Source organism: Pseudomonas sp. PAGU 2196 (assembly GCF_022179005.1).
Taxonomy (GTDB): domain Bacteria; phylum Pseudomonadota; class Gammaproteobacteria; order Pseudomonadales; family Pseudomonadaceae; genus Aquipseudomonas; species Aquipseudomonas kermanshahensis.
The window spans coordinates 22,317-40,184 of sequence record NZ_BNTL01000019.1 but is presented as its reverse complement, the minus strand read 5'-3'; the positions used below and the strand labels follow the sequence as shown (position 1 = coordinate 40,184).

The window sequence follows — 17,868 nt, the reverse complement described above, 5'->3', positions numbered from 1 at the left end:
TCATAACAGATATTGATAATTGACTTATTAGGTCTAAGAGGGCGCGGGCGACGCTAAAGCACCACCGAAATCAAAGCGGCTGAAAGTCTCGTTTTTCAAGGTTTACAGCGAGTTCCAGAACTTTTGCAGCTAAAAAAAAGCCTGGATAGGCGAAATAGATATTTGGCGACAAAAAAATGACGAACGAGGATTTAGGCCCGCTATGTGTTGACCAAGAGGGTGCTATTACTGGCGCACGCAGCATTGATCACTGCTTGCGCAGGGTCTTTTGCTTGAGGATGTAGAGACTGACCAGCACCGCGCTGGTGAGCATGAACGCTCTAGCCCAGAACAGCGGTACCAAGTAGCACGACAGGCCAATGCTGGCCCACATCAAGCCGATGGCGTAGACCTTGCCTTTTAGCGGTATGCCTTCGCCACTGAGGTAATCACGGATCCACGGCCCGAGCTTCGGGTGATGGACCAGCCAGAAGTGAAAGCGGGGCGAGCTGCGCGCGAAACACGCCGCCGCCAATAGCAGAAAAGGGGTGGTGGGCAACACCGGCAGGAATATCCCCAGCACCCCCAGCGCAACGCTGAGCCAGCCAACGGCCAGCAGCAGGTAGCGCACAGCCGACTCAGTGGTGGCGTGGCTTGAGCAGCGCCGGCTTCTCATCAGGAGCGTGCAGCAGCAGGAACAGCGCGCTGAGTGCTTCCGGGATCTGCACGATCATGTCGTCCTGCAGGTTGGCATTGCTGGCGATGTCGGCGAACTCTGGTTGCTCGTCGAACAGGCCCGAACCGACCATGATCGGTAGCAGCATCTCGCTGACTTCTTCTTCAGCGTTCTCGAACCAGGCCTCTTCACGCAGGAACACGCCCTCCATGAAGCCGATGCACCAGCCGCGCAGGTCGGAATCGTCCGGCTCGTCGGTCAGGTCCAGGTCGCATGGCAGGTCGAATTCTTCGTCGCTGGCCAGTTGACGCGCGATGTGCGCCTTCAGTGCCACCAGGGTCGCTTCGATCTCGGTGCGCTGGGCATCGCTGGCGTAGTGGGGTTCTTCGGCGAACAGGGCGTCGATCCACTCGCGCTCGGGTACGTCCTCGGCATTGATCGACAGGGCCGTGAGGTAGCCGTGAGCGGCGACGTAGTCCAGCGCTTCTTCGTGCAGCTCGTCGGCGTCGAGGAAGGCTTGCAGGCGGGTGAGTTGCTCGGCGAAGGACATTACAGGGCTACCTTGGGGAATAAACGATACCGAATTCTAGCACCTTGCAGCGTTGGCGGGGCAAAGGGAACGTCTGTCACAGCGGCACCCTGCGTGGGTTAGCACTGGGGTATAATCCGCGATTTTTCATCCAGGGGCGGTCTTTGTCGGCCGTCTGGTAAAAACCGCTTACGCATTCGGCGTGTGCGGGGCGGGTTTTTCGTCCAGCCTGTCTCCAGGATGGTACGGCGATTTGTGGAGTTGCACATGCTCGAACAGGCTCAGCGCGTTCTCAAGGATATCTTCGGCTACGACAGTTTCCGTGGGCGCCAGGCAGCAATCATCGAATGCGTGGCCAACGGCGGCGATGCGCTGGTACTGATGCCCACCGGCGGCGGCAAGTCGCTGTGCTTCCAGGTGCCGGGGCTGCTGCGCCCAGGCCTGACCGTGGTGGTTTCGCCGCTGATCGCGTTGATGGACGACCAGGTCGCCACGCTCGACGAGCTTGGCGTGGCCGCGGCCGCACTCAACTCGACACTGAGCGCCGAGCAGCAACGTGAGCTGGCCGGGCGCATGCGCCGCGGTGAGCTGAAGATGCTGTACCTGGCGCCTGAACGTCTGGTTCAGCCGCGCATGCTCGACTTCCTGCGCGACCTGGACATCTCGCTGTTCGCCATCGACGAGGCCCACTGCGTGTCGCAATGGGGCCACGATTTCCGTCCGGAATACCTGCAGTTGGGCCAGCTGGCCGAGCTGTTCCCGCATGTGCCGCGCATCGCCCTGACTGCCACCGCCGACATGCGTACCCGCGAAGAGATCGTCCAGCGCCTGCACCTGCAGGGCGCCGAGCGTTTTCTTTCCAGTTTCGACCGGCCCAACATCTTCTACCGCATCGTGCCCAAGGAGGCGCCGCGCAAGCAGCTCATGGCCTTCCTCGGCGAGCGTCGCGGCAACGCAGGCATCGTCTACTGCCTGTCGCGCAAGAAGGTCGACGAGACCGCTGCCTTCCTCTGCGACCAGGGCTTCCCGGCGCTGCCGTATCACGCCGGCCTGGCTGCCGAAACGCGATCCGCCAACCAGCACCGCTTCCTCAACGAGGAAGGCTTGATCATGGTCGCCACCATTGCCTTCGGCATGGGCATCGACAAGCCCAACGTGCGTTTTGTCGCCCACCTCGACCTGCCCAAGTCGCTCGAGGCCTATTACCAGGAGACCGGCCGTGCCGGCCGTGATGGCTTGCCGTCCGATGCCTGGATGGCCTACGGCCTGCAGGACATGGTGATGCTCAAGCAGATGCTGCAGAACTCCGAGGGCGACGAGCGCCACAAGCGCGTCGAGCAGCACAAGCTCGACGCCATGCTGGCCCTGTGTGAAGAAACCCGCTGCCGCCGCCAGTCATTGCTGGCGTACTTCGACGAAACCCTGGAGCAGCCCTGCGGGCATTGCGACAACTGCATCGACCAAGTGCAGACCTGGGACGCCACCGAACCTGCCCGCCAGGCGCTGTCGGCTGTATTCCGTACCGGCCAGCGCTATGGTGTCGGGCACCTTGTGGACGTGCTGCTGGGCAAGGACACCGAGAAAGTGCGCAATTTCGGCCACGAGAAGCTTTCGGTGTTCGGTGTCGGCAAGTCGCTGGCCGAGGTTGAGTGGCGTTCGTTGTTCCGCCAGTTGGTCGCACGCGGCCTGGTAGATATCGACCTCGAAGGGTACGGGGGCCTGCGCCTTTCCGACAGCTGCCGGCCGCTGTTGCGTGGCGAGGTGACCTTGCAACTGCGCCGCGACCTCAAGCCGCAGACGGTGGCCAAGAGCGCTGGCAGCGGCGGCAGCCCGGCCAGCCAGTTGGTGCGTGCCGAAGAGCGCGAGCTGTGGGAGGCGCTGCGTACCCTGCGGCGCAAGTTGGCCGAGGAGCACAGCGTGCCGCCTTACGTCATCTTCCCCGATTCGACGCTGCTCGAAATGCTGCGCAGCCAGCCCGCCAGCCTCAGCGACATGGCCCAGGTCAGCGGCGTGGGTGCGCGCAAGCTGGAGCGTTACGGTCAGGCCTTCCTGGAGGTGCTCAACAACAGCGGTGGCACCGATGAGGCGCCCAAGGTGGTGCTCGACCTGCGCCACGAGCTGGTCAGCCTGGCACGCGCGGGCATGACCCCCGCGCAGATCGCCGGCCAGCTCAATTGCAGCGAAAAGAACGTGTACAGCCTGCTGGCCGAGGCCATCGGCCGCCAGGAACTGAGCCTCGATCAGGCCCTCGACCTGCCGGAAGACCTGATGATGGAGGTGCAGGACGCCTTCCTCGACGGCGAAGGTGAGCTGCCGCCGGTGTCGACTATCGCGCCCTTGTTTGGGCCACGGGTACCGGAGGGGGTGCTGTATTGCATACGTGCAGCATTGGCCGCGGAGTTCGACGTTTAACAGCCGGCAGGTTCGAGGCCAGAACCGCCAACTGCTGACCTTTGTCATGCTTTTTGACGATTATCGAACACTGGCAAGCGCCCGAGCCTTGCCACGTGGTCCGGGGCATGGTTAGCTGCCTAATAATTAGATCTATTCAATGAGTTGCTTATGCCCCTGACCGACAACCAACACCGCTTCGGCATGCAGCTGGCCCAGATGTCCCGGGGTTGGCGTGCCGAGCTGGACCGCCGCCTGGCCGGGTTAAACCTGTCCCAGGCGCGCTGGCTGGTGTTGCTGCACCTGGCCCGTTTCGAAGAAGCACCGACCCAGCGTGAGCTGGCCCAGAGTGTGGGTGTCGAAGGCCCGACCCTGGCGCGCTTGCTCGACAGCCTGGAGGCGCAGGGCTTGGTGCGCAGGCAGGCAGTGCTTGAAGACCGGCGGGCGAAGAAGATTTTACTGTGCCCACCGGCCAAGCCGCTGATCGAACAGATCGAGACCATTGCCAACGCGCTGCGGGTAGAGCTGTTCACCGGGGTGGATGAGGCGGACCTGGAAGTGTGCATGCGGGTGCATGCGAAGATTCTGGGTAACCTCGAAAAATCCTGATTTCGGGGGCCGGATACGGCCCCATTGATTCAGAAGGTATGCCCCAAGTTCAGGTACACCGCCTGCTCATGCGCACTGTTGGCCCCATAGCTCAGGTTCAACGGCCCCAACGGTGTCTCCAGCCCCAGGAAGATACTCGCCGCATTGATGTACCCACTGTCGAACTCATTGTCGTTGTTCCACGCCCGCCCACGTTCCAGCGAGCCGCCGATGTACAACGGGAAGTCCAGCGGCACGTAGGCCCGTGGCGTCAGGCGGCGGTAATAGACCATGCGCAGCAAGCTGATGTTCTGCCCCGACACCGAGTCCTGGCGGAACCCTGACAGCTCTCGCGCGCCGCCCATCACGAAGCTTGAGGTCACCACCTCGGCATCATCCAGCGTGCGCCCGTAGCGCCCGCCCAGCACCCAGGTATTCGGGCCACTGCTGATGGCCTTGTCCAGATTGAACAGCCACTGGCGGTAGTCCTGGTCGGAGTCGAGCGATTTGTCGTACTTGCGCAAGGTCAGGCCGATGTCTTCGCCGCTGTGCGGGAAGTACACGTTGTCGAGGGTATCGAACGAGTACTTGAGCTCGTAGAACCCTTCATTGAAGCTGACCTTGGGCAGGTCTTGGTCACCGATACGCACTTCGGCTTCCCCCCAGGCCTTGCCCGCGCCAAGGCGTACTTCGCCATAGGTGCCGATCTGCCGGCCGAGGTTGAGGCCAAAACCATAACGTTCCAGGCGGTACTCGGCGATCGGGTCGTTGTCCAGGGTCGCCTCGATGTTGCGCGAGCCTATGTCCAGGTAGGGCGCGACGAAGTAGCGCGAGCCCACATCCAGCGGCTGATAGAACTCGCTGTAAAGCTCTTGCTGGTCGCCGATCTGGGCGCGGGTCAGCCATTCGGCGCCCAGGCTGTTGATGCCGTTGACCCGGTAGCTGGCGCCGAGGTTGAAGGCGCTGTCGCCACGCAGGTCATCCGACAGGTTCAGGCCCAGGCGCAGGTAGTCGGTGCCGCCGCGTCTGCCGCGGGCATTGATCACCAAGGTGTTGTCAGCGCCCTTGTGCACCACGCGGTACTGCACCCGGTCGAAGTAGTCCAGGCCATACAGCGTGCCCATGTCGGTCTGCAGGCGGTCAAGCTCCAGGGGCGCATCGAGCGGCTGGCGGATATAGGAGCGGATCACGTCATCGCTGACCTTGGAGTCGTTTTCCACCCGGATCGCAGTGATCACCGGCGTGCGCTGACGCGGCGAGCGGGCAACGGCCAGGCTGCTGTCGCCCTCGGGCTGGCGCAACGCGGCCAGGCGCGGGTCGAGCAGGCGGGTGGCGCGGTAGCCGGCTTCGATCATCTCGCGGGCGCGGCCGAAGTCGGTCACGCCAAACGCGGCCAGCGTCGGCTGGATCAGGATGTCGTCTCGGTGCAGGCTGGCCAATTGTTCTTCGGAGTTGCGCCGGGTCATCAGGGTGATCGACTGGTTCAGCACATCGACCACCGTGGCCAGTTGCTTGCGGTCACGCAGCGGCGTACCGATGTCGACCACGATGGCCAGGTCCACACCCATGTCGCGGGCCACATCCAGCGGGATGTTGTCGACCATGCCGCCATCCACCAGCAAGCGGCCATCCAGCTCGACCGGGGCGAACACCGCGGGGATCGACATGCTGGCGCGAATCACCTGGGGCAGGTGGCCGCGGCGGAACACCACCTTTTCGCCGCTGGCGATATCGGTGGCCACCGCCCGGAAGGGGATGGGCAGTTTGTCGAAGTCGCGGGTGTCGGCGGTATGGGCCAGCTTGCTTTCCAGCAGCAGCGCCAGGTTCTGGCCCTGGATCACGCCCAGCGGCAGGCCCAGGCTGCCGTCGTCGCGAAAGCTTAGCTTCTGCTTGACCAGAAAATCACGGTCGTCCTGCTTGCGCCGGAACGGCACGTCCTTGCGCGGTGGCGCATCCGACAAGGCCTGTTGCCAGTCCAGGGTAGTGGCCAGCTTTTCCAGTTCTTCGACGCTGTAACCCGAGGCGTACAGCCCGCCGATCACCGCCCCCATGCTGGTGCCCGCGATGGCGTCGATGTGCACGCCTTGTTCCTCCAGGGCCTTGAGCACGCCGATATGGGCAAGGCCCCGGGCAGCGCCGCCAGAGAGCACCAGGCCAACCTTGGGCCTTACCTGCTCGGCGGCATTGACCGTGGCAGCAACCAGCATCAGCAAAAAACAGAACAGCAAACGGCGCATCGTGAGTCTCAAACCGTGGGCAAAAGACCGCTAGTATAAGCGGCCCCTTACCTGGAGATGCTTCGCAATGGCCATCAGCAAGCCTGAAATCGTCATCACGTATTGCACGCAGTGCCAGTGGCTGCTGCGCGCCGCCTGGCTGGCCCAAGAACTGCTCAGCACCTTTGCTGACGACCTTGGCCGGGTGGCGCTGGAGCCGGGTACCGGTGGCATCTTCCGCATCACCTGTGATGGCGTGCAGATTTGGGAGCGCAAGGCCGACGGTGGGTTCCCGGAGGCCAAGGTGCTCAAGCAGCGGGTGCGTGACCAAATCGACCCGCAGCGCGACCTGGGCCACAACGATCGCTGATCAGGCGCCTTCGGCCAGCGGCCGTGGCTTTACGGGTTGTTCGGCGGCCAGGCGGCTGGACAGCACGATGGCGAAAATGATCAGCGCGCCACCCAGCAGCATGCGCACGGTGGGCGTTTCGGCGAACACGGCCCAGGCCACGGCGATGCCGTAGACCGGCTCCATGCCGAACACCACGGCAGCCGTGCGCGCCTTGATCACGGCCAGGCTGGCGACAAACAGGCTGTGGGCCACGCCCGTGCAGAAGACGCCGAGCAGGGCGATCCACAGCCAGTCCATCGGCGTCACCGCGCCCAGCCCGGGTGCTGCAAACAGCAACAGGCACAGGCTGACCACCAGGTTCTGCCACAGTGCTGCCTGCACGGCGGGCAAGCGGCCGGAGCCGGCGCGGTTGGTCAGCGACAGCAACGAGAACAACAGCCCCGACAGCAGCGCCCAGAGCAGGCCGCCAGTGGCCTCGCTGGCCAGGTCGAAGGCCGGTGTGACCAGCACCAGGCCGATGCTCACCAGCAGCACCAGCACGGCTTCATTGCGGCGGATGCGTTCGCGGAACAGCAGGCCTTCGAGGATCACGGTAAAGGCTGGGAAGCTGGCGAAGCCCAGGGTGGCGATGGCCACGCCGCCCACCTTGACGGCGATGAAGAAGCTGACCCAGTGCCCCGCCAGCAGCACGCCGCCGGCCAGCAGGCGGCGCACATCCTGGCCACTGAGCCGGTGCCAGCCTTGGCGGGCAAAACTGGCGAACAGGGCCAGGGCCAGGACGGCAAAAACGGCGCGGCCAAAAACGATGATGGCCGGGCTGGCGCTGGCGGCCAGCTTGCCGAAGACGCCGGTAAGGCCGAAGAACAGCGCGCCAATGTGCAGGGCGCCTAGGGCAGTGCGGTGGTTCATGGTGGTCCTTGAGCAAGAGTATGTCAGTACTGGCCTTTCGCGGGGCAAGCCCGCTCCCACAGGTACGGCGCAACCCCCGAAGCATGTGGGAGCGGGCTTGCCCCGCGAAAGGGCCAGTGCAGGCACAGTGTAGGTCTTCAGGCAAACCCGTTCTGTCGCCCAACTAGCGTCCGTTATCGCCAGACTCTCGCCGCAACGCCAAAGGCGTACAGCCAAACGCCCGCAACATCGCTGCCGAAAACGCACTTTGCGAGCTGTACCCCACCCGCGCCGCAATCTCCCCCATTGGCAGCAGCGTCTGCTCCACCAGTAGTCGCGCCTTTAGCAAGCGCCGCTGGCGCATGTAATCCATCGGCGTCATCGCGCATTCAGCGATAAAGCGTGCATGCAGGCGAGCAGTGGACAACCCGGCCAGGCGCGCCAGGTCGGCGACCTGCAACGGGTAGGCAGCATGTTGCTCGATATGCGCCTCGAACGCCGCATAAGGCAGGCGCTGGCTGGCCCTGATGCTGGCGGCTGCCGGCGGGGTAAGGCTGGCCAATAGCAGTGCCGCGCCTTGTCGGGCGATCAGCGGGTCGCCCATGGGGCTGGCCGCCAGCCAGTCCACCAACTGCTGCTGGCGAGCGTCCAGGCCCAAGGCCGCGGGGCGATCAAGCAGCCGGCGGCTGGCATCGGCATGCTCACCCAGTTGCTCGCGCAACCAGTGCTCCCCAGGCACATCCAGCACCAGGCAGTCGCTGCCAGCACCGCTTGAGCAGGTGTGGTGCGCACCCGCCGGCACCACCATCAGGGCCTGACGATCTACTCGTGCACCGTGGCCCTGGACCTCGAATTCCAGACGGCCGCTGAGGCCGAACACCAGTTGCGGGTGTTCGTGGCTGTGGGCGATCAGGCTGTCACGGTAGTGGCGCAGCGAGAGGATCGGGCCTGTGGTCATGGGGGCGTCCTCGCAGGGCAGACGCGCATTGTGCCTCATTCACTGCAGGCCATCACCCGTCATGGTTTTGCCACAGCGCTGTCATCTGCGCCTGCCAGTCTCCAGCAAACTGCGCCGGAGCCCGCCCATGACCCACGCTGAACTCTCCCGTCCCTCGCGCAAGCAACGTGTGCGCACCGTGTGGATTTCCGATGTGCACCTGGGCACCCGTGACTGCCAGGCCGAGCACCTGTCGCGGTTTCTCAAGGGCTACCAGGCCGACCGCATCTACCTGGTCGGCGATATCATCGATGGCTGGAAGCTGCGTGGCGGCATCTATTGGCCGCAAGCGCACACCAACGTCATCCGGCGCCTGTTGACCATGAGCAAGCGAGGCACCGAGGTCATTTATGTCACCGGTAACCATGACGAATTCCTGCGCCGTTATTCGAAGCTGATGCTGGGCAACATCCAGTTGGTGGATGAGGCCGAGCACCTGACGGCCGATGGGCGCCGCCTGCTGGTGATCCACGGCGACCAGTTCGATGTAATTACCCGCTACCACCGCTGGCTGGCGTTTTTAGGTGACCGCGCGTATGAGTTCACCCTGGTGCTCAACCGTTGGCTCAACCACTGGCGTGCCCGTTACGGCTATGGCTACTGGTCGCTGTCGGCTTACCTCAAGCACAAGGTGAAGGGCGCTGTGAGCTTCATCAGCGACTTCGAGGATGCCATTGCCCACGAGTGCACCCGCCGCGGGTTTCAGGGGGTGGTGTGCGGGCACATCCATCATGCCGAGATCCGCAAGGTGGGGGAGGTGGAGTACCTCAATTGCGGGGATTGGGTGGAGTCGTGCACGGCCTTGATCGAGCACTGGGATGGCAGCATCGAGCTGTATCGCCTGGCGGATGCGCAGGCGCGACACGCTGAAGGCCGCAAGGCGGCCCAGGCCAGTTAAAGGCTGATCTTGCCCAGCAAGATGTCACGGAACATGGCGAAATCACCGATCAGGCTGTAAAGCGGATAGGTAAACGTCGCCGGCCGGTTCTTCTCGAAGAAGAAATGCCCGACCCACGCAAAGCCATAGCCAAACAGCGGCACGGCCAGTAGCAGCAACCATTTGCCGCTGCCGATGGTGTACGCCAACAAGGCAATCACTAGGCTTGTCCCAACAAAATGCAGGCGGCGGCAGGTGGGGTTGCTGTGCTCGCCCAGGTAGTAGGGGTAGAACTCGGCAAAACTGCGAAACTGCGCTGCGCTGTTCATGGCACTGCTCCGGGATTAATACTTCTGGATAAGATGCACGGCGTGGAGCCTGAATCGAGTCTAGAGTCATTGGCGGGGCCTACCAGTGACAATAGGCGCCAATTGAGTATCCTTGGGGTTCACCGCAGGAGCGGTCAGCATAAGAAGCCTGTCATGAGTGAAAGAACCACGTCAGCCAGCTGGGCATCAGGGATCGTCAAGGCACTCGAGCTGGAAGGGCTCGATTGCCCAGCCATGTTCAAGCAACTCGGGCTCGACTTCGCCGCCCTCGACGACCCCGACGCGCGTTTCCCTCAGGATTCCATGACCCGGCTCTGGCAGCTGGCGGTGGAACTGTCGGGCAACGAAGCCATCGGCCTGAACATGGCGCGGGTAGTGCGCCCGGCTTCGTTCCATGTGGTGGGCTATGCGTTGATGTCCAGCCGCACTTTGGCCGAAGGCTTCGAGCGGCTGGTGCGTTACCAGCGCATCATTGCCGAAAGCTCCGACTTGAGCTTCCGCCTCGGCCCTGAGGGCTATTCGCTGATTCTGACCGTGCATGGCGACCATCTGCCGCCGACCCGGCACAGCGCCGAAGCGTCGTTGGCGTGCGCGCTGTCGTTGTGCACCTGGCTCAGCGGGCGCGTTATACAGCCGCGCCGGGTACTGGTGCAGGGGCCGCAGCCGAAGAACATCGAACCCTACAAGGTCGCCTTCCATTCACCGTTGGTATTCGATGCACCGCACGATGCGCTGGTGTTCGAACGTGCCGACATGGAAGCGCCGCTGCCGACGGCCAACGAGGCCATGGCCATATTGCACGACCGTTTTGCCGGTGAGTACCTGGCGCGCTTCTCGGAAAGCCGGGTCACCCACCGGGTGCGCCAGGTGCTGTGCCGCATCCTGCCCCAGGGCGAGCCCAAGCGTGAAACCCTGGCTCAGGCCCTGCACCTGTCTCAGCGGACCTTGCAGCGGCGCCTGCAAGAGGAGGGCACCAGCTTCCAGACCTTGCTCGACGATACCCGCCGTGAGCTGGCCGAGCAGTACCTGGCCCAGCCCGGCATGACCCTGCTGGAAACCGCCTACCTGCTGGGTTTCGCCGACCCGAGCAATTTCTACCGGGCGTTCCGCCGCTGGTTCGATGCCACCCCCAGCGAATACCGCGCCCGCCTGGGCGCGGAGCCTGAAGGGGTCAGTGACGCCAGAACGCCGGCATGCACAACACTAGCACCGTGATGATCTCCAGCCGGCCCAGCAGCATGCCGCCGGCGAGGATCCACTTGGCGGCGTCCGGCAGCGTCGCATAGTTGCCGGCTGGGCCAATCACTTCGCCCAGCCCTGGGCCTACGCCCGACACGGTGCCGGCAGCACCGGTCAGCGCGGTCATCCAGTCCACGCCCAGCAGCGACAGCAGCAGTGCCATCACGCAGATGGTGATCGCGAAAAAGAACGAGAACGTCAGGATCGAGCGCACGATTTCTTCGTCGAGGCGGTGCCCGTTGTACTTCTGCTTGATCACCGCGCGCGGGTGGATCAACTGGTTAAGGCTGGCCTTGAGCAGGATGTAGGCGACCTGGAAGCGGAAGATCTTGATACCGCCTGCGGTCGAGCCGGAGCAGCCGCCGACGAAGCCCAGGTAGAAGAACAGCATCAGCGAGAAATTGCCCCACAGGCTGTAGTCGCCCAAGGCGAAGCCGGTAGTGGTGACCACCGAGGTCACGTTCAGCGCCACGTGGCGCAAGGCATCCAGCCAGTGCAGGTTGGTGGTGGCCCAATACCAGGTGCCCAGCACGAGCCAGGTGACCACCAACATGCCGAGCAACCCCTGAACCTGCTGGTCGCGGATCAACGCCCGGCGGTTGCCGCGCAGGGTGGCCACATACAAGGTGAAGGGCAGGCTGCCGAGGATCATCACCACCACCGCGACCCAATGCACAGCAGGGATATCCCATTTCGCCAACGACTGGTCGGAGGTCGAGAAGCCCCCGGTGGAAATCGCCGACATAGCGTGGTTGATGGCATCGAACGGCCGCATGCCGGCCCACCAGAAGGCCAGCGCGCCGAGCACGGAGAAACCGACGTACACGCCGACGATCGACTTGGCGACCATGTGTGAACGCGGCATGACCTTTTCGGAGCGGTCTGAAGACTCGGTCTGGAACAGGCGCATGCCACCAATGCGCAGCAGCGGCAGGATCGCCACGGCCATGGCGATAAAGCCGATGCCGCCGAGCCAGTGCAGCATCGAGCGCCACATCAAGATCCCCGGCGACATGCTGTCCAGGCCGCTGAGCACCGTGGCGCCGGTCGCGGTGATGCCGGACATGCTCTCGAAGAAGGCGTCGGTGTAACTGATGTGTTGCGTCAACAGGAACGGCAAGGCCGCGAACACGCACACCACCAGCCAGCTGCTGACGGTCAGCAGGTACATGTCGCGCGGGCGCAGGTGCACGTGCTCGGGCCGGCCCTGCACGACCATGAGCAGGCCGGCGATGAAGGTGATCAGGCTGGACCAGAGGAACGACGGCATGTCGCCAGTGCGCTCGAAGATCACCAGGGTCGCCATGGGCACGACCATGCTGACGGCTAGGGTGATCAGGAAGATGCCGATGATGAAACCAATGATCCTTAAGGTCGGCAACGCCATGTGATCTGCTCTGACTCTGAACGGAAGGGCGCCATTCTACCTATGGGTCTGGTGATGTAAACGCTAGAATGGCCGCACATTCACCTGCCAGGAGGGTAGCCGATGGAGGCTCTCGACGCATTGCTCAACCGTGTTTCCGTGCCACGTCTGACCGACCCCGCGCCAAATGATGCCCAGCGAGAGGCGTTGTTCCAAGCTGCATTGCGTGCACCAGACCACGGCCAGCTACGCCCGTGGCGGTTCCTGACCATCGAAGGCCAGGGCCGCGAGAAGCTGGGCGAGCTGTTCGCCGAAGCGGTGCAGCACAAGGGCGATGCCAGCCAGGCAGCGCTGGACAAGGCACGTGCCATGCCGCTGCGTGCGCCGTTGCTGATTGTGGTGATCGCCAAGCTGCAGGATCATTTCAAGGTGCCCAAGTCCGAGCAGCGCCTGGCGGCCGGGTGTGCGGCCCACGGGATTCTGATCGCCGCGCATGCGCAAGGTGTCGGTGCGGTGTGGCGTACCGGTGACATGGCGTTCGATGCGCATGTGCACAAAGGGCTGGGGTTGGCCGAGCATGAGGAGTTGATCGGTTACCTGTATGTCGGCACGCCGGTGAACGAGCCGCGTACCGCGCCCGTGCTGGACACTGCTGATTATGTCAGTGCCTGGGGCGAGTAAACGCTGAGAGGGTTGGGGCCGCTATCGCGTAACCCGTGTAGGAGCAGCCTTGTGCTGCGAATGGGGCGCAAAGCGGCCCCGCCCCAGGCTCAACCCACAACCTGTGCCACAGGCAACTCCAGCCGTGCCACAAATCCCCCTTGCGGATGGTTCGCCAGCACCAGGCTGCCGCCATGGCGCTCGGCCGCCTTGCGCGCAATCGCCAGCCCCAGTCCATGTCCAGCCGCTTGCTGCCCCGGGGCCCGGAAGAACGGCTCACCCAGCTGCGCCAGGTGCTCTGGCGCCACCCCTGGCCCATGGTCACGCACGCTCAACACAATGCGGCCCTGCTCACGCTCGGCGCTGACTTCGATCGGTTGCCCGACCGGGTTGAAGCGCAAGGCATTGCGCAGCAGGTTGTCGACGGCGCGCTCGATCAAGGTTGGCCAACCCTGCAAGGTCAGGCCAGGTTGCGCCTGCAGGCGGACCTCCTGCTCCGGCGCGCTGAGCAACGCATCCTTGCGCACGCCGCCCAGCAAGGCGTTGAGGTCGACCGGCTCGGCATGCGCCTGCTCGGCATCGACACGGGCCAGGGCAAGGATTTCGCTGATCAGGTCTTCCAGTCGGTCGCATTCGCGGGTCAGGCGCGGCCACAGCGCCTGGCGCTGCTCAGGCTCCGCGCGTTCGGCCAAGGCCAGGGCGATACGCAGCCTAGCCAGCGGTGAGCGCAGTTCATGGGAGACGTCGCGCAGCAACTGGCGCTGGCTGCCGATGGTGCTCTGCAGGCGGGCACCCATCTTGTTGAAGTCGTTGGCCAAGACCCCGAACTCGTCGCGCCGGGCGGCCAGGCGCGCCAGGCTGTTCTGTTGGTAGCTGGTCTGGCCGAGGTCGTGCACTGCGCTGCGCAGGCGGCTCAAGGGGCGGGTGATGGACAGGGTCACCAACAGGCTGAACAAGGTCAGGACCACCAGGGCGATGCCCAATGCACTGAGTGGCCAGAGCAGGCTCTCGCGGTGCCACGCGTCCAGCTCGGGGTGCGGGATCCGGTAAATCAGCAGGTACGTCTCACCGCTGTAGGGGCTGGTGTATTCCTCGGTCAGGCGCCGCCATGGCAAGCGCCGCTCGTCATTGTGCTGGCGCGCCTCAAAGGCCGCCGCGCGGCGCGGGAAGGTGCCGGGCACCACAGCCTCGCCGCTGTCGTCGAGCACTTGCACATCGATCTTGAAGCGCTGCTTGCGGCGTTCGAGGAACTGCTGCGCCGAGGCCGTGCCTTCCTGTTCGTAGTGCTTGGCCCAGTGGCTGGCGAGGGTGTTGAGGCCCGGGTGGCGGCTGAGGATCCAGGCGTCCTGGTTGAGCATGTGGCCCAACAGGATCGACAGCCCGGCAACCAGGGTGATGGCCAGCCAGAAACTGGCCAGGATGCGCCAGAACAGTGAACGCAAGTGCACCTCCTGCAAACGGGAAAAGCCCGGCCCGCAGGGGGGCGGGCCGGGCGTCGGGCGGTTAGCTTACTGGGCCTTGGCGGCTTTTTCAGCTTTCCAGGCCTGGAACGCTTGCCATTCGGCTTTCTTCGCAGCCCGCTCTTTCTGCAGTTCGTCGAACTGCTTTTGTTGCTCAGGCTTGAGCAGGGCGCGGACCTGGCTGTCGGTCTTGTCGTGGCTGGCCTTGAGTTCATCCTGCATGGCCTTCTGGTCGGCGGCTGGCAGCTTGGACAGGTAGCGCTCGGTGATGTCGCGGCGTTGCTTCATCTGCTCGCCCATCAGCTTGCCGATCTGCTGACGCTGGTCGCGGCTCAGGTCCAGTTGGGCGAAAGGCGCATCACCGCGATGATGCGGGCCGTCGTGACGCGGGCCGCCTTCAGGCATGGCCATGGCCACGGTCGGCAGGGCGGCGGCGAACATCAGGGCGATAAGGGTCTTGCGCATGGTGTCTCTCCTTTCATAGGCCGGTGGTTACCGGATGAGCACAGTCTACGCAGCCCACCGTCAAGGGCGGTCAGGGGAGGGTAAAGGCTGGGTAAAGATGGCGGCTGAGATTTTGGGGCCGCTGCGCAGCGGCCCCCAGCGATCTCACAAGCTGTAGTAATAGCCCCGGCTACGCAACGCAACGATGCGCGGGCGGCCATCGGCATGGGGCCCGATTTTCTTGCGCAGGTTGCTGACGTGCATGTCCAGGCTGCGGTCATACAGGGTCAGCTTGCGGCCAAGACCAATCTGCGCCAGTTCCTGCTTGTCCAGCGGCTCACCGGGCTGGCGCAGCAGGGCTTCGAGAATGCGGCTTTCGGACAGGGTCAGGGTCATCTCGCGGCCATCGATGCTGGCCACGCCACGTGCCGGGCTGTAGATCAGGTCGCCGATCTCTACCTGGGTGGTGGTGGCGGCCGGGTGGCTGCGGCGCAATACGGCGCGCAGGCGGGCAGTGAGCTCGCGGGGGTCGCAGGGTTTGGCCAGGTAATCGTCGGCGCCCAGCTCGAGGCCAAGGATGCGGTCCAGCGGCTCGCCGCGGGCCGACAGCATCAGCACCGGCAGCTCGGCATGATCATTGCGCAGCTGTTTGAGCAGCTCCAGGCCGCTGCCGTCAGGCAGCATCACATCCAGCACCACCGCCGCTGGCGCATGCGCGGCCAGGGCCTGACGTGCGCTCAGGCCATCGTGGCAGGCACGTACAGAAAAACCTTCCTGGGTCAGCCAGCTGCCGAGCAGCTCGCACAGCTCCTGGTCATCATCAATCAGTAACAGCTCACTCATGACTCACTCAACTCAACCATCGACGGCGTCATATTGGTCCGCCAGTGGCAAAGATACCGCAGACTGATGGCAAGTGTGTAACCAGCAGCACCGCGTGGCCTGCTTTCGCGGCCAAGCTCGCACCTGCAGGTTTGCGCAAAGCGCGAAGCTTGCGCTGTCCCTGTGGGAACGGGCTTGCCCGCGAAAGCAGGCGACACGGCCTTGAATCAAGGCAGAACTTGCTTGAATGGCTTGACGATGACGCTATCGTACACGCCCGCAGCAATGTACGGATCGGCATCGGCCCAGGCCTGTGCAGCGGCCAGGGAATCAAACTCAGCCACGATCAGGCTACCGCTGAAACCGGCTTCACCTGGGTCGTTGCTGTCGATGGCAGGGTGTGGGCCGGCCAGCACCACGCGGCCTTCGGCCTTGAGTTGCTGCAGGCGCTCGATGTGCGCAGGGCGGGCAGCCAGGCGCTTTTCCAGGGAGTTCGCGACGTCGCTGGCGATGATGGCGTAGAGCATGTCAATCCTTGGGTTTGGAGGTAGAAGGGTCGTCGTGCAGGTGACGCGACAGGTAGACACCTTGGGCAACCAGGAAGATCACAGTCATGCCCAGGCTGCCGAACACCTTGAAATCGACCCAGAAGGCCTGGAAGGTGAAGGCGACGAACAGGTTGGCCGCGCCGCAGACCAGGAAGAAGCAGATCCAGGCCAGGTTCAAGCGGGTCCAGATTGCATCGGGCAGGGTCAGGGCGTGGCCCATGATGCGCTTGATCAGCACCCGGTCACCGATGAAGTGGCTGCCGGCGAACGCCAGGGCGAACAACCAGTTGACCACCGGCGCTTTCCATTTGAGGAAGGTTTCGCTGTGGAAGGTCAGGGTCAGGCCGCCGAACACCAGGCAGGCGACCAGGGTCAGCCATTGGCCTTTTTCCAGCTTGCGCTGGCGCAGGAACAGGGCACCGTACACCACCAGGGAACTGGCGATGAGCATGGCCGTGGCACTGTAGATACCGCCGAATTCGAAGCTGTGGCCGGCGACCTCCATGGGCCGCGGGTCGAGCTTGTAGACGATGAAGAACAGCAGCAACGGGATGAAATCGATGAATTGTTTCACAATGGCAGCCAGAATCGGGATGTGACGGCATAATAACAAACATCGATTCCAGCGGTAGCGCTCCTCCATGAATGTTGATCTGCACTGTCACAGCACGGCCTCCGACGGCGCCCTGTCGCCCACGGTCCTGGTCGCCCGGGCCCATGAGCACGGGGTGCAAACGCTGGCACTGACCGACCATGACACCCTCGAAGGGCTCGTCGAAGCACGCCAGGCCTGCCACGCGCACGGCATGCACTGGGTCAGCGGGGTAGAGCTGTCGTGCACCTGGGGTGGGGCAACCATCCATGTGCTGGGCTATGACTTCCCGCTCGACGCACCGCCCTTGCTCGACGCCATCGAGGCGTTGCACCGTGGCCGCTGGCTGCGCGCCGAGGAAATCGACAAACGGCTGGCGGCCAAGGGCATGCCGGGTGCGCTCGACGGTGCCAGGGCCGTGCAACAAGAACTCGGCGACAGCGGCAACGCCCCAGCGCGCCCGCACTTTGCCGAGTTTCTGGTGCGCGCAGGGCACGTCAAGGACCGCGGCGAGGCCTTCCGCAAGTGGCTGGGCGCCGGCAAGCTCGGCGACGTCAAGCAGCATTGGCCGACCCTGGACGAAACCGTTGCGACCCTTCGCCAGTCCAACGCTTGGGTGAGCCTGGCCCATCCGATGCATTACGATCTGACCCGCAGCAAGCGCAGACGGCTGATTGCCGACTATATTCAGGCAGGCGGGCAAGCGCTTGAGGTGGTCAACGGGATGATGCCCGCCGAGCAGGTGGGCACGATGTCCATCCTCACCCGTGAGTTCGGCCTGCTGGCAAGCGCTGGCAGTGACTTCCACGGCCCCGGCACCTGGGGAGAGATCGGTGCCTACCGGCCTTTGCCCGAGGACCTGCCACCTCTGTGGCGCCGATTCAGCCATGAACAGCCTATGGCGGTATGAACAGG

19 protein-coding genes are annotated in these 17,868 nt (G+C 63.9%); 7 read left to right on the top strand and 12 right to left on the bottom strand.

Annotated features, from left to right (window positions below; translation table 11 throughout):
- Positions 1–247 precede the first annotated feature (247 nt).
- The gene (locus MFF34_RS17445; protein ID WP_238215502.1) at positions 248–610 is read right to left on the bottom strand and encodes a YbaN family protein; all 363 of its coding nucleotides are present in this window, start codon (positions 608–610) and stop codon (positions 248–250) included.
- Positions 611–617: 7 nt separating this feature from the next.
- Entirely contained in the window at positions 618–1,205 is a 588-nt protein-coding gene (locus MFF34_RS17440; protein ID WP_027593121.1) for a YecA family protein, read from the bottom strand.
- 246 nt (positions 1,206–1,451) lie between these two features.
- Here MFF34_RS17440 and recQ point away from each other — a divergent pair, with 246 nt between their 5' ends.
- Positions 1,452–3,596 carry a DNA helicase RecQ gene (recQ, locus tag MFF34_RS17435; RefSeq protein WP_085272475.1) on the top strand — a complete coding sequence of 715 codons (2,145 nt, stop codon included), beginning with the start codon at positions 1,452–1,454 and terminating at the stop codon, positions 3,594–3,596.
- 150 nt (positions 3,597–3,746) lie between these two features.
- Positions 3,747–4,184 (top strand): MarR family transcriptional regulator, encoded by a 438-nt coding sequence (locus MFF34_RS17430; protein ID WP_027593119.1) that lies wholly within the window; start codon positions 3,747–3,749, stop codon positions 4,182–4,184.
- A 29-nt stretch (positions 4,185–4,213) separates the two neighbouring features.
- Here the strand turns inward: MFF34_RS17430 and MFF34_RS17425 are convergent, their stop codons facing one another.
- Complete coding sequence (locus tag MFF34_RS17425; protein WP_238215493.1) at positions 4,214–6,400, bottom strand: patatin-like phospholipase family protein; 2,187 nt, start codon at positions 6,398–6,400, stop codon at positions 4,214–4,216.
- Positions 6,401–6,467: 67 nt separating this feature from the next.
- On the opposite strand from MFF34_RS17425, the gene MFF34_RS17420 reads away from it, so the two are divergent.
- Positions 6,468–6,749 (top strand): SelT/SelW/SelH family protein, encoded by a 282-nt coding sequence (locus tag MFF34_RS17420; RefSeq protein WP_027593117.1) that lies wholly within the window; start codon positions 6,468–6,470, stop codon positions 6,747–6,749.
- On the opposite strand, the gene MFF34_RS17415 is transcribed toward MFF34_RS17420, so the two are convergent.
- Both MFF34_RS17415 and MFF34_RS17410 read right to left on the bottom strand, forming a co-directional pair.
- Positions 6,750–7,640, bottom strand: coding sequence for a DMT family transporter (locus MFF34_RS17415; protein WP_238215491.1), 891 nt, complete (start codon positions 7,638–7,640; stop codon positions 6,750–6,752). It abuts the gene before it with no gap.
- A gap of 163 nt (positions 7,641–7,803) precedes the next feature.
- The gene (locus MFF34_RS17410) at positions 7,804–8,577 is read right to left on the bottom strand and encodes a helix-turn-helix domain-containing protein (RefSeq protein WP_238215489.1); all 774 of its coding nucleotides are present in this window, start codon (positions 8,575–8,577) and stop codon (positions 7,804–7,806) included.
- Between the two features lie 127 nt (positions 8,578–8,704).
- Between MFF34_RS17410 and MFF34_RS17405 the strand changes: the two genes are divergently transcribed.
- Positions 8,705–9,514, top strand: coding sequence for a UDP-2,3-diacylglucosamine diphosphatase (locus tag MFF34_RS17405; protein ID WP_085272477.1), 810 nt, complete (start codon positions 8,705–8,707; stop codon positions 9,512–9,514).
- Here MFF34_RS17405 and MFF34_RS17400 read toward each other — a convergent pair.
- Entirely contained in the window at positions 9,511–9,822 is a 312-nt protein-coding gene (locus MFF34_RS17400) for a DUF962 domain-containing protein (RefSeq protein ID WP_238215488.1), read from the bottom strand. The genes MFF34_RS17405 and MFF34_RS17400 overlap by 4 nt on opposite strands.
- Positions 9,823–9,975: 153 nt before the next feature.
- Between MFF34_RS17400 and MFF34_RS17395 the strand changes: the two genes are divergently transcribed.
- On the top strand, positions 9,976–11,037 hold the full coding sequence (locus MFF34_RS17395) for an AraC family transcriptional regulator (RefSeq protein ID WP_027593112.1): 1,062 nt from the start codon (positions 9,976–9,978) through the stop codon (positions 11,035–11,037).
- On the opposite strand, the gene MFF34_RS17390 is transcribed toward MFF34_RS17395, so the two are convergent.
- Positions 10,994–12,448: a TrkH family potassium uptake protein gene (locus MFF34_RS17390; RefSeq protein ID WP_238215485.1), complete on the bottom strand. Its 1,455-nt coding sequence runs from the start codon at positions 12,446–12,448 to the stop codon at positions 10,994–10,996. The two genes, MFF34_RS17395 and MFF34_RS17390, sit on opposite strands and share 44 nt — an antisense overlap.
- Before the next feature lie 102 nt (positions 12,449–12,550).
- Here MFF34_RS17390 and MFF34_RS17385 point away from each other — a divergent pair, with 102 nt between their 5' ends.
- Positions 12,551–13,108, top strand: a complete 558-nt coding sequence (locus tag MFF34_RS17385) for an NAD(P)H nitroreductase (protein ID WP_238215483.1) — start codon at positions 12,551–12,553, stop codon at positions 13,106–13,108.
- 89 nt (positions 13,109–13,197) lie between these two features.
- On the opposite strand, the gene MFF34_RS17380 is transcribed toward MFF34_RS17385, so the two are convergent.
- The 5 genes from MFF34_RS17380 to MFF34_RS17360 form a co-directional block, all read right to left on the bottom strand.
- Positions 13,198–14,535 (bottom strand): HAMP domain-containing sensor histidine kinase, encoded by a 1,338-nt coding sequence (locus MFF34_RS17380; protein ID WP_238215481.1) that lies wholly within the window; start codon positions 14,533–14,535, stop codon positions 13,198–13,200.
- 60 nt (positions 14,536–14,595) lie between these two features.
- Positions 14,596–15,012: a Spy/CpxP family protein refolding chaperone gene (locus MFF34_RS17375; RefSeq protein WP_027593108.1), complete on the bottom strand. Its 417-nt coding sequence runs from the start codon at positions 15,010–15,012 to the stop codon at positions 14,596–14,598.
- A 144-nt stretch (positions 15,013–15,156) separates the two neighbouring features.
- Complete coding sequence (locus MFF34_RS17370) at positions 15,157–15,834, bottom strand: response regulator transcription factor (protein WP_027593107.1); 678 nt, start codon at positions 15,832–15,834, stop codon at positions 15,157–15,159.
- Positions 15,835–16,040: 206 nt separating this feature from the next.
- Positions 16,041–16,340 (bottom strand): YciI family protein, encoded by a 300-nt coding sequence (locus tag MFF34_RS17365; RefSeq protein WP_027593106.1) that lies wholly within the window; start codon positions 16,338–16,340, stop codon positions 16,041–16,043.
- Position 16,341: 1 nt separating this feature from the next.
- Positions 16,342–16,935, bottom strand: a complete 594-nt coding sequence (locus MFF34_RS17360) for a septation protein A (RefSeq protein WP_027593105.1) — start codon at positions 16,933–16,935, stop codon at positions 16,342–16,344.
- 67 nt (positions 16,936–17,002) lie between these two features.
- Between MFF34_RS17360 and MFF34_RS17355 the strand changes: the two genes are divergently transcribed.
- Positions 17,003–17,863, top strand: a complete 861-nt coding sequence (locus MFF34_RS17355) for a PHP domain-containing protein (protein WP_099430134.1) — start codon at positions 17,003–17,005, stop codon at positions 17,861–17,863.
- Positions 17,864–17,868 lie beyond the last annotated feature (5 nt).

Coding starts and splice junctions, on each gene's coding strand:
- MFF34_RS17355 (WP_099430134.1), top strand. CDS start 17,003: ATGAATGTTGATCTGCACTGTCACAGCACGGCCTCCGACGGCGCCCTG.
- MFF34_RS17430 (WP_027593119.1), top strand. CDS start 3,747: ATGCCCCTGACCGACAACCAACACCGCTTCGGCATGCAGCTGGCCCAG.
- MFF34_RS17415 (WP_238215491.1), bottom strand. CDS start 7,640: ATGAACCACCGCACTGCCCTAGGCGCCCTGCACATTGGCGCGCTGTTC.
- MFF34_RS17375 (WP_027593108.1), bottom strand. CDS start 15,012: ATGCGCAAGACCCTTATCGCCCTGATGTTCGCCGCCGCCCTGCCGACC.
- MFF34_RS17420 (WP_027593117.1), top strand. CDS start 6,468: ATGGCCATCAGCAAGCCTGAAATCGTCATCACGTATTGCACGCAGTGC.
- MFF34_RS17390 (WP_238215485.1), bottom strand. CDS start 12,448: ATGGCGTTGCCGACCTTAAGGATCATTGGTTTCATCATCGGCATCTTC.
- MFF34_RS17395 (WP_027593112.1), top strand. CDS start 9,976: ATGAGTGAAAGAACCACGTCAGCCAGCTGGGCATCAGGGATCGTCAAG.
- MFF34_RS17370 (WP_027593107.1), bottom strand. CDS start 15,834: ATGAGTGAGCTGTTACTGATTGATGATGACCAGGAGCTGTGCGAGCTG.
- MFF34_RS17440 (WP_027593121.1), bottom strand. CDS start 1,205: ATGTCCTTCGCCGAGCAACTCACCCGCCTGCAAGCCTTCCTCGACGCC.
- MFF34_RS17405 (WP_085272477.1), top strand. CDS start 8,705: ATGACCCACGCTGAACTCTCCCGTCCCTCGCGCAAGCAACGTGTGCGC.
- MFF34_RS17425 (WP_238215493.1), bottom strand. CDS start 6,400: ATGCGCCGTTTGCTGTTCTGTTTTTTGCTGATGCTGGTTGCTGCCACG.
- MFF34_RS17400 (WP_238215488.1), bottom strand. CDS start 9,822: ATGAACAGCGCAGCGCAGTTTCGCAGTTTTGCCGAGTTCTACCCCTAC.
- MFF34_RS17385 (WP_238215483.1), top strand. CDS start 12,551: ATGGAGGCTCTCGACGCATTGCTCAACCGTGTTTCCGTGCCACGTCTG.
- MFF34_RS17410 (WP_238215489.1), bottom strand. CDS start 8,577: ATGACCACAGGCCCGATCCTCTCGCTGCGCCACTACCGTGACAGCCTG.
- recQ (WP_085272475.1), top strand. CDS start 1,452: ATGCTCGAACAGGCTCAGCGCGTTCTCAAGGATATCTTCGGCTACGAC.
- MFF34_RS17365 (WP_027593106.1), bottom strand. CDS start 16,340: ATGCTCTACGCCATCATCGCCAGCGACGTCGCGAACTCCCTGGAAAAG.